This is a genomic window from Paenibacillus sp. FSL W8-0426 (genome assembly GCF_037969725.1).
Taxonomy (GTDB): Bacteria; Bacillota; Bacilli; order Paenibacillales; family Paenibacillaceae; genus Paenibacillus; species Paenibacillus hubeiensis.
Map to the genome: position 1 here is coordinate 3,571,913 of NZ_CP150203.1, position 13,572 is coordinate 3,585,484.

Here is a 13,572-nt window from a genome sequence, read left to right on the forward strand (position 1 = left end):
GAGTCATAAATGATTACTTGTCCATAGTCACAAACGATTTCCAATCCTGCCATCCTCTCAGCTCAGCCATACAACGGGCCATATGCAGCACAAGCACGGTAGTCTGCAGCTTCCGGATCTTTCGTGCCAAATGCTGACCAGGCGCTAGGCCGGAAAATGCGCTTTTACTTCAACATTGTGCATGTTAACCGGAATGCGCAATATGCTCGCAAGCGTAATCAAGTCGGCTCCGATGTGGCCATAGCTTACAGCACAATGGTTCGAACCCCAGGCTTCCATCATGCTGTAGACGTCATCGAATATCGGATCACCTGCTACCCGTTTCGGAACAAACCATGTCGTCGGCCACGTTGGCGTCGTTCGCAGATCCAGTCGTTGATGTACTTCCTCCGGCAACTCCAAAGTATACCCTTCCGCAAGCTGAAGCACCGGCCCCAGCCCTGCTATGAGGTTAATGCGTGCCATCGTGACGGGCATTCCCCCTCGCGTTGTAAAGTCGGTAGAATAGCCTCCGCCTGCAAATTGGTCCATATAGGTTGGTCGCCAGCTTACAGCATTTAGGCAAGCCTGGACCTCCTGTTCTTCAATCTCCCAGTGAGGCTTCATCGCGGGCTGACCGTCGCGAAGCTGCTCCCCCGTTCCATCAAGCGCCGCCGGTCCCGAATTGATCAGATGCATGAACCCTGCCGCAGCCAAGCCATCCGGCTGCCAGTCTGTCACTCGTTTCACGGCTTCCGGACTCCAAAACGCGCGAACATCGGCAAAAATCTGGGCGGTATGCGACAAATAGTGATTGAACAACATGGTGATGGCGTTCAGATTGTCGTTCTCGGTGGCGACCATATAGGGTTCGCGAATGCCATTCCAGTCGAATGAACTGCACAGAATCGCTTCCAGCACATCCGCACTGGGAAGGTGATCGGTCCATTCACGCTGTCCCTGGAACCCGGAAGCAATGGCGTTATAACCATACGCCTCCTCTTCATATCCCAACTCGGCCAGTTTGGGATTGCCAATCATCAGATCACGCACGATCAACGTCATGCGGATGGAAGTTTTCCAGTTTTCCTTTTTGCTCTCTGGATCGATTTGAACCGATTCCGGATTGGGATCAGGTCCTTCTTTGCAATGAAGCTCGGCCCAAGCCATAGCTGAGTGGAATTCCTGCTCGTCATAAATATGTTTCTCCAGCCTGCGCGCAACCTCAGTCATGTCCACATAGGCGTTGCGCATGCCCAGATAACGCTGGTAGAAATCTTCGTCTACAACACAACCTGCGATGCCCATGGAGACGGAGCCGATCGACAGATAGGATTTTCCTCGCAGCAGTGCAACAGCCAGACCCGCACGGGTGAACCGGATCAGTTGATCCCTAACATCCTCTGGCAGATTGCGTTCCTCCCGGTCCTGAATATGCCTGCCGTAGATTTTGAAAATGGGCAGGCCTTTCTGGTTATGCGCCGCATGCAGCGCAGCCAGGTAGACCGCACCGGGCCGTTCGGTGCCATTGAATCCCCAGACGGCGTGCGGCAGGGTTGGATCCGTTTCCATCGTTTCAAGCGGATAACACCAACCGTTTGCTACCGTGACCAGGACGCCGACGCCTTCCTTCCTGAATTGCTCGGCACAGCGGGCTGCTTCGCTCATTCCGGAGATGCATGTATCAAAGATGACAACCTGCACTGGGGAGCCGTCCGGGTTCCGGAGAACGGAGGTAATCGCAGCAGCAGCTTCATGCGCCAGTTCCATCGTGCTGCCAGCTAGCGCAGCCTTTACAAGCTTGCGGCGATCCACGATCGGGCGAATGCCGATCTTTGGAAATCCGTTTTCATAACGATGCGTCATATCCGTCATCTGTATTTCCCCTTTTCTGCATATTTTATCGGATCGTACCGATTGGGATGGAGAAGACGTGTCGTCCCGGGTTCAATTTGTGAGAACGGCGCAGTTTCGCGGCATTTACTATATCAGGAGGCACAACAAGCGTGGCTGTGGTTCCTTCAGGGATCGTCACCTCCATATGCAGACCTGCCTCGTCTTTCTTCCATGCTACCGCAATGGTTCCATGTGCCGTCCTTAGCGAAGCGCTCACCCGTTCCAACTTTGAGGGGATGATCGGCTCGATCCATATTTTTTCATAACCTGGCGAGTCGGGCCTAATGCCAGCCAGTCGCGTGTAAAAAGAAACGCTGATGCCCCCGAACATGGCGTGGTCATGGGAATGCATGCCACCTTTCTCGCTCCATTGCTCCCAGAGCGTCGTGGCTCCGCGCTCAATCTGGTATCCGAAGCCGGGATATTCCTTCTTGCTCAGAAGCTCATAGGCAACATCGATGTACCCGTAGTCCGCCAGTACGTCAATCAAATATCTTGTGCCATAGATGCCTGTATGAAGATGACCGCCGTGTTCCCAGATAGCTTCCACAAGCCGCTCTGCGGCTGAGGTCCGCTCTTTGACCGGCACCATGCCAAACGCGAGCGGCAGAAGCTGAGCGGTCTGGGAACCGCTGCCGTAAACACCGTTCCCCAAGTTCCAATGGCGATGAAAGGTCTGGTGGATATCCCGAGCCAGCCCCGAATAATGTTCATGATCTGCGCTCATGCCCAGGATCACCGCCGTTTCGGCGACAATGGACGTGATTTTGTAGTAAATACTTGTATTCACCAGTTCGACTTCGTGAAAGTAGTTTTCCCAACCATCATCATTGGGAGGGCACCAGTCCCCAAAGCCATCCTTCACCTGATGGTCTGGCCATACCTGATGCAGATGGTCAATATATGCTTTCATGGACGGATAACTCTGGCGTAAAGTATCCAGATCGTTGTAATGCTGATAGAGACGCCAAGGAAGGAAGACTTTGTCCCCGCTCCAGTCCGGGTTGGTCATGCTTTCTTCAATATCTCCGAGCCATTTGCGGTAGTAATTCTGCATATGGAAATGGTGCATGCCGGCTTCCTCAACGACAGCGGAATCCATGAGACAAGGCGTGCGCTCATCACGCTGACAGCAATCCGTGGGTATGCTGACCAGATTGTTGAGGTACGACCAACGAATATTGCTGTAGAGCTGATTGATGCCTTCATCCGAACATTCAAAACTGCCGGCCGGCTCGACATCTGCATGAATGGGAATAGCCTGAATGGAGAGATGATCTGTTTCACCGCTGACTTCCACATAACGGAAGCCGTGATAAGTGAACCGAGGTTCATAACGTTCTTCCGGCTCCCCGCGGAGAATGTACGTGTCGGTTGCTTTGGCATTTCGATTCGTCCAGGGATCGATGCTGCCTTGTTCATCGACCAGCTCGCTGTATCTCAGCCGCACTTGACTGCCTTCAGGACCGGTTACCTGAATGCGAACCCACCCTGCCATGTTTTGACCAAAATCGTATACGCCCACGCCCGGACGTGGCCGAAAGACAGCGATGGGCTCAACCGGGTTGCGAGGCACAACAGGAGGTTGGGTGTTCGCTTCAAGCTTGCCGACAGGCGGTTCGGCAGTTACAGCCCTCGACCAATCCCCGTTTTTAAGAAATCCCGGTTGATCCCAACCGATGTGCTCCTGTCGTGCATCATAGGACTCCCCGTCATAGATATCGTTGGAAAGAATCGGGCTTGACGCGAATGACCAAGATTCGTCCGTCATGATAGTGCGCGTGCCGCCATCCTCAAACCGGAGGTCCAATTGCAGGATAAAGGCTTTATCCCGATTCCATTTCCATCCCCACCGCGAATAATTGAAATGGTAACCATTCCCGAGCCACACGCCGAGTACGTTTTCTCCTTCTTGAAGCAGATGGGTCACGTCATAGGTGTCATAGAGCATTCTGCGGGAATACGGCGAATTGGCTGGAGCCAGAACACGGTTGTCCGCCCGGTTCCCGTTGATGCAAAGCTCATACCAACCTACCGAATAGATGCGCAGTCTGGCTTCGAGTGCAGATGACGGCAATTCAAATGTTTTGCGAAACTGAGGGCTGTCAACAGGAAGGGGTGCCTCACAGATCGACAGCATGTTTTCCTCAAGCACGAGCCCATTCCCCGAAGGGCTAATCGTGCCTGTGGTAAAATGAGTCGTCTTCGGATCATAAAAGCGGTTGGAGTACAGCACGCGGCCATCACTCCCGCTGAGCTTCAGATCACGGAAGGTTGCCTTTTGCCCGTCTGTCGTCCGGAATGCAATCGTTCCTTCATAATCCGCTGCCATGCAGCGATGCGTGTAATGTTCATCTATGGATACTTGCCATTCCCCGGCTTCCGTACGTATCTTGAGCGAAAGACGTGGAGGAAGTTTGTGCAACGCAGGTAAAACAATCTTCCCCAAAGCCTGGCGTACGTCTTCTTCAACGCGATAAATGTAAACGAGCGTCTGCTGTATGTCTTCTTCATGCTCATGCAGTTCAATACCGCAGTGATTGCCTTCATCACGATAACCGAACAGAAATACGGCACCACCTTCTTCCACGCTGAGAATGACCTCTGCCTGATATGAAAACCAGTCATGAGGCTGGACTACGGGGCGCGTAATCCACTTGGCATACCATTCGTCAGATCCTGATTTCTCCTTCATTTCCACCATGGTCTTCATGGATGTCATGTTATTGCTCCTTCCTGTCAGTCAGCACGATTTGCTTATGATGGGCACGCCGCTCCGGGATGTCTCAAACGCATTCCAAGCACTTACAGTAATTCCGTCCAGCATCACCTCAGGACCGATTTCAAACGGGATGCGTCTCTCTTCTCCCGCAAGCAGTCCAAAATCGTTGTCATCCAGATAACAACCCCACTCGTCGGGAAAATGGTGAATCATCACCCGAATCGCAGGCACGTTTCCCATGTTTCGAATGGCAATGAAATCGTTCTTGTCTTGGGTCTCAACAGACCATTCAAGCGTGGTGCGCGGAAGTTCACGCAGCGGTGCATCGGAGAGTTCGGCGTACAATGCAAACGCCTGCTTGGCCTGATCGCCCGGATATTCGTTTGCTTGATGCCGATGCTCCCTCTCAAAAGTTATCAGCTCTGGGGTCTTCGGCTGGGCATTGAACCAATACCACTGATCGGACACGAGCATTCCATTGCTTTCATGAAGCATGACGGCAATCAAGAACGGCCGAATTGCTGATTCTTCCGGCAAAGTTACTTCCAGCTGATCGATGCAGCTCGCCAGCCCGGGCTTCAAGGTTAGCGCCGGATAATTCCACGTTGTCATCTCGGTTAATTGGCTGTCGTACATCGAGACTTGGATAGCTGCATTTATAAGGACGTTACGCGAATCGTTCACGACATGCAGTGCTGCGCGGAACGTTTCATCTGGCTGCCACGCATCCGATTTGGCGCAGGTGATAAAAGCATTTTGCGGACGTGAAGCCTGTTTGGCACGATAATAGGACAGCTTCGGTGTACCGTAAAAATCGACCACCGCCCACGAATGTCCGGGAAAACAATCCGTGAATTTGTAGTACCAAAAGCCGCTCTTGTCTCTCCCTGTTCCTGCCCTCTGTACATCAGCGGTCAGCCGGATCGCATCACCTTGAGCGGTCTGGGAGTAGTTGATGTAGTCCTGCCAGTCGCGGATCGGTCCGTATGCGGCGTAACGCATGACTTTAATGACATCCTTCAGACCGAACTGGTGAAAATGCGCTTTCCAGCCCCTGCTGTCTTCGGTTGGAGGAAATGACGCCAGTTCTTCCTCCGGCATATAGCGGAGACAGCTTGAAACATTGGTCTGACTTGGAATGCCGAATTCGCCGTAAAACACCGAAGGCGTCGCTAACGTTGCCTCATCCAAGGGTTCACCCCCGTGATATACGTTCCAATTATGCACGCTGCCGCCCCATGGATCGGTTCGATGGAACGGTCGGGACGGATCGTATCCGCGGCATCTTTTTCCAACCAGAAAGAGTCCTTCATCTGCACCGCCATGATTGCCGTTTTCGTTGCCGCCGCCCCACATGATCAAGGAAGGATGGTTCCTCAGCCGTTTCACCGAAAGCACGGTCTGCCGGTCGATGACGCCGAGGTCAGTCAGCGGTGAATCGGGCGGACCCCAGCAGAGCGGGAATTCCTGATAGACCATAATGCCTTTTTCATCACACAGATTATAAAATTCGTCACTTTCCACCAACCCGCCGCCCCATGCCCGGAGCATCTGCACATTGCCCCTGCGCGCGAGCTCCAGCAGTCGTTCATACTGCCCTTTCTGCTGGTCGAGCATGGCATCAGGCCAACACCAGTTAGCGCCTTTGATGAACATTGGCTCGCCATTGATGACAAACTGCCAGCGATATTCCGTTTCCGGAGCTGCATCGGTCATAGGGCGCATTTCAAGCGTGCGGATGCCAAAAGACGTGTGAGCTTTCCCAACTTTAATGGGCTCAAAATTTGATCCAGATAACACAAGCTCATAGAGAGGCTGTTCACCGTAACCCGCCGGCCACCAAACCTCGGGATCGGTCAGTCTGATCACGGTACTGAATTTGCTGCGACCATATGGCACTTCAATGGAATAAGTAAAATGGGTATCCCTTTGGCAGCATGTTTGGTTATCGGGGTCAAATGAATCAACATCCATTTTCGATTTCTTCGATCGGATATAACCTTTGATGGATAATTCCACTGGCTCAACGAGACTGCTCTCAGCCGTAAACTCCAAGTGAAGCACAGCTTCATCCGAGGTGTGGGACAGGGTTACAACATACGGATCAAGCAAAGCTATATCCGGTTCGGCCACCACCCGTACATCCTTCCAGATGCCGATTGAAATGAGGTGTCCATAATGCCAGCCAAAGCCCGGACTTGGCTTCATCAGGCCGTTCCAGCTTCGAGGTGCAGGGTCCAGCCGAACGACAACCACATTGGGTTTATCACATCGAACCAATTCTGTAATGTCATGAATGGGGCCGCCAAACATGCCCCGATGATGTCCCAGCGATGCGCCGTTGAGAAATACGGTGCCCGAATAGTCGATCCCGTCGAACTGCAAGGAAAGTCGGCGCCCCACCCATTCTTCAGGCAGTTCAAATGACGTAGCAAACCACCATTCCTTGCATTCCACGCGTGTCCTGCGGAACCAGACGGGGGTCTCTTCAGGCATGCCGTGATGCTCCAGTTCATCGATAGTATTGGTATTCCAGTGGGGATCTTCCAGCAGCTCCTGATCAACCAGCGCTTTTTGCACCGTTGTGGGCACGCTGACTTCCAGCCAATCGCTCCGATCGTGAGCCGGTTCGTACCAACGTTCCCGCATGCCTTCACTCGCCCGGGCTTTTCGCCCAAACCAGCCCGTCGCAGGCGCCGGATCTCCATGATCAGCCGCCTCGCCTCCCTTCATTCGCCAGGTTCCGGACAGAAGTAATGTTTCTTCGGAGGAAGAATTGCGATCGTTGTGGGGATTGGCATATGTGAAATCAGGTGATGGCTCTGCACCGGCATGGCGGGATGCTATTGGAGTGTGCGCTTTATCTGTCGTATAGCGGACTGGAATGCGGCTGTCCATCTCCACCCATGCATCCCCATGCAGCGAGGAACGGGCATAGGCCTCGTCCTGAACTTCGTCCAGAAAGCGTTCGCTTTCATTTGTACGGTAATATGAGATGTGTGTCATCGCGCTAACTCTCCATTCTTGATCCGTTTCGCTTTAAATGTGCACTCATAAAGTCCTGTGTACAAGCACTGGTCGGTATCCTTCAGGTGCTTCCATTACAATTGCAATTTCTTTCGGAGCACATACCTCCAAATGAAATGTGGACTCGCTGCCTTCCTCTTCCCGAATCTCCCATTTCACGTCGATCCTTCCGTCGCCAGGAAGAGGCACAGCTCCTTTTGCCCATTGCAGATGGCCAGGCTGGGGAGCAACCCGAACTCGTGTCCAACCGTCTGCAATCGGGCGAACCCCGAGCACCGATATTCCCAAAAAGTAACCTGGTGCTGCCGACCAGGCGTGGCAATGACTGCGTGTCAGGTATTTCGGATTGGGCCGATTCTCGGCAAATCCCGGATACATCTCCCAGCAAGTGGTCGCCTCATGTTTCACCATTTCCCCAAACTTCTCTCTCATGTCCCGGAGCATATGATCCGTCTTGCCGTTCATCACTAGCGCCTCATAATAGAAGAACGTCATAAACGGACTGCCTATGGTTACAAAATCTTCAGGCGGCGATGTTAAATATGCGTTGAGCTTCTCCTTTCGTTCATTTGCTGCAATCCCGGTAACCAGCGCCATCACCTGCGTCTGCATACTATAGGTGCTGGAAAGAGAGCCATTGGCATGGATGCAGTCCATATAAGCCTGCCGATCATCACTCCATAGATAACGATTTATGGCGCGGGCCACTCTTTCCGATGCGGAACAGTAGTATGGGCTGTCTTCTGCGCACCCTGCCAATTCGGCCAATTGGGCCGCGTCTGCCAGCGTGCGCGCAAATATCGCATTTTGATGGGTGACCGTCCCGTCGTTCGGCTGCTCCAATGGTGCCCAGTCCAGCAGATTCCAGGCTTCAATGATCAATAGTCCTCTGGCATCGATATGTGAGATATAGTGATCGAGCATGAACTTTACCTTGGGCCAGATTTTCGCGGCAAAGTTCCTGCTTCCCGTATGACGGGCATATTCAAGGCAAGCGGTGACCCAGAAAAACGTCCAATTCGGAATCACGCTGCTCCAGCCGCTGGGCACCTGATCCACATAGAGCGGCGTTTGCCGGCTTGATCCCGGAACAAGCTGCAGACAATGTTTTACGATATCCGTTGCACCGAATACATAGTAGTTCACGAGCGCTTCATTGCGGCTGTCGCCAACCCAAAACACCTGTTCATACGTGGGACAATCCACAAATGTATCCTCCATGCACAGCCGGGTGGTATGCTTGCTGATCTCCCAAATGTCATTCAGGATCGCGTCTGAACTATGAAATCGGCCGATCTCTGCCACCGGATAGTTGCTTTGCACAAGGGTAATGCCGAACAGTCGCACGGGTCTCGCATTCCCGTGTATGGTAAGCATGAGATAACGAAGTCCGCGCCGAATCGGCGATTCGTAGCGTTGTCTCCCTTCGCGGCATACATAGCGAAGCGTATTATCCACGCCAAAGGTATCCTGTCGCCAGTCGCCGTCCATATACTCGAAGCCATACGCGTCGATGACGGTGCCGGCCGCCGCATCGACCTCGAATCGCAGATAGCCTGACCATTCGCGGCCAAAGTCCAGAATCAGCTCCGTGCTCCTTCCGGCAGAGCTTGCCGGAACGATTGCAGGCTGCCGACTTGCGGCGCATACCTGCTGCAAGGCCGCAGGAACGGGACGCGCCTGTTCCTGCCTCTTCCAGATGCTGGACGCAAAGATTGAAGCTTCCGAGCTTAGCCTCTCGGGGAATGGTTTCATCCAGCCGCGGAATGGAGCAAGTTCAGGGACGGAAGCCAAACTGCGGCATCGCAGATATACATCGGCATCCGGAAATGCCTTCTCGTCCAGAGGCTGATTGCCGCCAAAGCCCTGATATGCACGGATTGGATCGCGATCCGGCTGGTGGTCGATATGCACGAGGGTGGCAAACGGACCCATCAGGACAAACGGTGTTTTGCCCGTTTGCGCATCATCGAATGGCGATACAACCGTAAACGGAACATCGCAGTCGATTCCGAAGTGCAGACCGCCGCCGTGATCCTGCCCTGCCAGCTCGATCAGCAGCAGATTGTCTCCCTGCTGCAACGTTACCCGCTGAAGACGGCGCGGCCGTTCTCCCTCCATAGCTGATGCAGGATAATATGAGCCGTTAAGCGTGATGCCGCGAAGAGCATGGAACGCGCTGAAAAATCCGACAACGGCTTCGGCTTCGCTACTTGCGCGAATGACCGCTGCGACATAACCGGCAAAGGATACCGGATTGGCGTGCATCCTGCTCGTCGGCTCCATCGCTTCACGTACATCGAGCACATGCGTCCAGGGCACAAGAGATGCTTCTTTCAATGATTCCACTCGGACAGGCCATACTTCTTGCTCCGTCAGTTCGGGAATGTCACTTGCAACCAGGAATTCCCATGGCGCATCGCCAGGCGTGCCGATGATGCGAACAGGAGTCCAGACGCCGTGCTCTGCGATCGGCAAGGTTTCGACTCCTTGCCAACGATCATTCCAGCGGCGCGCATCCACCTGTTCGGCAAAACCAAGCTGACAGGACATGCGCGCTGACCTTCGTTCATATCCGTCATGCAGAGCCGTCTGCCAGGATGCATCCGTACCCACGATAAGTTCTTTTCTCAGGTAACTCCCATCAGCCTCATAGCGAACCGACTCCAGTTGAGCGAGAAGCCCGCCCCTTCCCGGCAGATACGCGAACGTAGCTGCACCATAGCTGATGACAAGTACAGCCAGTGTATTACGACCGGAATGCAGCAGATGGCCCACTTCATGCACGTGATAGTTAAGTTCAGAAGGCCAAGAGCGATTGGGTCCTCTTCCGCACAGTACACCGTTGACATATAACACATATCTGGCATCTGCTGTGATGGTTACCTCGGCGCTTCCATACTCCCAATGATGCAATTCGAATTCCCGGCGAAAACAACGCCATTCGTTGCGCGGCCAGTCCTCGCCTTCTCCCCAGATCCATGAGGCGCGCCACGTGAATGCTTCCGTCTGAACAGCGCTTCCTTTCCGTTCCGTCGGCAGATCCCACCCGCCAGTCGATAAAATGTGATCCATTGCTGCATCAACTCCCGTTCCCCTGTATGTTTCAATAATAAGGAGCTAAAACTTCACAGCTTTAGCCCCTCTTCATGACGCTTGCCGTTGCGAGCGAAGTCGTATTACAGCCCGTGGGCTTGACGAAGCCGCTGCACTTCGGCGTTATACCAGGCCGTAAACTCATCTGCTCCTGCTTTTTTGAATGCCGCAAGCGCAGCCTGTTTATTTGCTTCGAATGCCTGTTCATCCTTGGAAAGAATAACTTTGGCCGCTTCGCGCGCAGCCAGCTCTTTAAGTTCGGCTTCCTGTTTCTTCAGCTTGTCGTCCAGGGTTACGCCCGGAACGGTGTTGCGCTGCACGATCTCCTCGTCCGTCATGCCATTCATCCAGGTGGTGAACGTATTTAGTTTGCCTTCATCGATCAATTTTTTGAATACCTCTCCCGAGTAAGAAGCGCCATAGTGTTCTGCAAAATCTTTCTCAAGCGGGGTGGCCGCTTTGGACAGCGCCTCCTCCGAGGTAAAGAGGTCGACCGGCATCTTGTCAACGGGATTGATCATGTTGCCGCCAAGACCGATGATGTTGCGATCCAGCGAAAGTCCGGTTGCTTCGTAGGGAGCTCCGCCTGCTGCTTTCAATGCGAGTGTTTCGTCCGTGAGTGTCGGTTTGCCGTCCACCATCTTCCAGTGCTTGCCTTCTACGCCGTTATACATGGTGCGTGCACCCTCATAAGAGTAAATATAATTGAGGAATTCCATCGCTTTTTCAGGATGTTTTGATGTTTTGGATATGCTGTAGGCTTTATCCTGCCATCCGAGCGGATTGACTGCACCCGTCCAGGCCAGTTTGCCGGCAGGCACAACCAGATATCCTTTGCCGTCATTGGCATGCTGTGCATTGAAATCCCCCATCGCCCAGGTGGCGGGACCAACAACGATCTGTCCTGCAGTTGCCTTTGCCATGTAGTCATTGTTCTTCATCGTCAGGGAATCCGGATCGAGCAATCCTCTGCGTTGAGCCTTGTTATAGAAGTCCAGTGCAGTCCAGAAGTTGGAGGACTCGTCGGTCAAGTTGCTGATGAAGTCGCTCCCGCCAACTTTGGATGCAGTCAGGTCGCTTGTAGCCCCTACATTCTCGGTAAAGATGACTGGCGGAATCGTATAAGGCCATAATCCCCAATCTTGCCACATGGACACGCCGTACACCTTTTTGCCGTCTTCGGTCTGCGGGTGCTTCTCCACAATTGTTTCGACAACGTCCAGCAAGTCATCCATTGTGGCCATTTCCGGTGTGCCAATCTCCTTGTACCAGTCCCAACGAATCGTCGGGCCTATAGTGATTGGCGCAATTGAAGTGCCCGGTTTGGATTGCACTTGGGGAGGCAGGAAATACAGGTTGCCGGTACCGTTGCTCCAGTTCTTTTTGCTGTATTCGACCACAGTACCGATGTTCGCCGTAATGTCTTTGCCGGATGTAGCGAGCAGATCGTCGAGCGGAACGATCAGATCCCCTTCAATCAGTTGTTTTTGATATTTGTTCACGTCCGTGCGCACCAGGTCGGGCAGATCGCCGCCAGCGAGCAATACATTGAATTTGTTTTCGTCTGCTTCAACGTATTCAATTTTGACACCGATCTTCTCGGCAATGGCTTCGGCCACTTCATTGTTCTGCTGCGTATTCCACTTGGATCCGGTTTCCATGATGAGCACTCGCAGCGTCACGAGGTCTTTGTCCGAGCCCGTGTCTGACGAACCGGTTTCGCCCGTGCTGGTCTGGCCTGTTCCCGAGCCGCTGCCCGTACAAGCTGCCAGCAGCAAAGACGTCATCATGAGCAGTGCGATGACTTGGCGGAACGACTTTTTAGTTCTCATGTCATAACCCTCCTGTTTCTTCTTCTATAATTATCGGCGATTGCCGGATAATCCGGTTTGGTTGCACCATTTTTCAGCCTTAACCCTTGACGGCTCCCATCATGATGCCTTTGACAAAATACCGCTGCAGCATCGGATACACCAGTACAATCGGCAGCGTGACAAGCATCGTAATGGTCATGCGAATGGACTGCGGTGTGAGCGTCCGGACAACATCTCCGCGGGTCAACTCCTCTGTCGTCATATTGGACAGGTTGCTGGACTGGTTCAGGAAGTTGTAGAGCACCAGTTGCAACGTTTGCAGCTTCGGATTTTCCACCAGGAAAAAGTTGTCGAACCAGGTATTCCACTGACCTACGGCGGAGAATACGGCAATGGTGGCGATGATCGGCATTGACAGCGGGAAAATGATGCTGCGATAGATCCGGAAGTAGCCGGCCCCATCGATTTTGGCCGATTCCTCCAGGGATGCGGGCAGCTGTTCGATGAACGTTTTGATCAAAATGATGTTAAAGCCCGACATCGCGCTTGGAATGATGTACAGCAGGAAATTGTTCTGCAATCCATAGGTTTTCATGGTCAGATACCATGGGATAAAGCCTGCATTGAAGTACATGGTAATCAGTACAAAACGGTAAATGATTTTGCGGAACGGCATCTCTTCTTTGGTAATGAGATAGGCAAAGAAGGAACAGCTGAACACCGTAATCAACGTTCCGAGCACGGTCCGGGAGACACTTACAATGGCAGCGTCCATGATGCCCGGCAACTGTACCGTCGCTTGGTATGCTTCAAGGGAGAAGCCGGCTGGCCAGAAATATACGCCTTTCTGAACCTCGATGGGATCGCTGATCGAATAGATGAAAATATAATAGAACGGATAAATGGTGATGATGACAAGCAGGGACAGCACGATGTAATTAAACAGGGTGAACGCAAGGTCTTTCCAGTCGGTATGGCGGACGGGACGAAGCGTCTGTCCTGTGGGTTGTGTGCGCATATTTGTTTTGCTCCTTTCCC

General features: G+C 53.0%; 5 protein-coding genes and 1 pseudogene. All 6 read right to left on the reverse strand.

From position 1 onward, the window contains the following. Positions 1-62 precede the first annotated feature (62 nt). Positions 63-1,854, reverse strand: a pseudogene (locus MKY59_RS16035) (L-fucose isomerase). A 25-nt stretch (positions 1,855-1,879) separates the two neighbouring features. Continuing rightward, positions 1,880-4,597, reverse strand: coding sequence for a family 78 glycoside hydrolase catalytic domain (locus tag MKY59_RS16040; RefSeq protein ID WP_339272285.1), 2,718 nt, complete (start codon positions 4,595-4,597; stop codon positions 1,880-1,882). A gap of 21 nt (positions 4,598-4,618) precedes the next feature. Further along, positions 4,619-7,603, reverse strand: a complete 2,985-nt coding sequence (locus MKY59_RS16045) for a sugar-binding domain-containing protein (protein WP_339272286.1) — start codon at positions 7,601-7,603, stop codon at positions 4,619-4,621. Between the two features lie 45 nt (positions 7,604-7,648). Continuing rightward, entirely contained in the window at positions 7,649-10,699 is a 3,051-nt protein-coding gene (locus MKY59_RS16050; protein WP_339272288.1) for a family 78 glycoside hydrolase catalytic domain, read from the reverse strand. A 104-nt stretch (positions 10,700-10,803) separates the two neighbouring features. Further along, complete coding sequence (locus tag MKY59_RS16055) at positions 10,804-12,552, reverse strand: extracellular solute-binding protein (RefSeq protein WP_339272290.1); 1,749 nt, start codon at positions 12,550-12,552, stop codon at positions 10,804-10,806. Positions 12,553-12,631: 79 nt separating this feature from the next. Further along, positions 12,632-13,552: a carbohydrate ABC transporter permease gene (locus tag MKY59_RS16060; RefSeq protein ID WP_339272292.1), complete on the reverse strand. Its 921-nt coding sequence runs from the start codon at positions 13,550-13,552 to the stop codon at positions 12,632-12,634. Positions 13,553-13,572 lie beyond the last annotated feature (20 nt).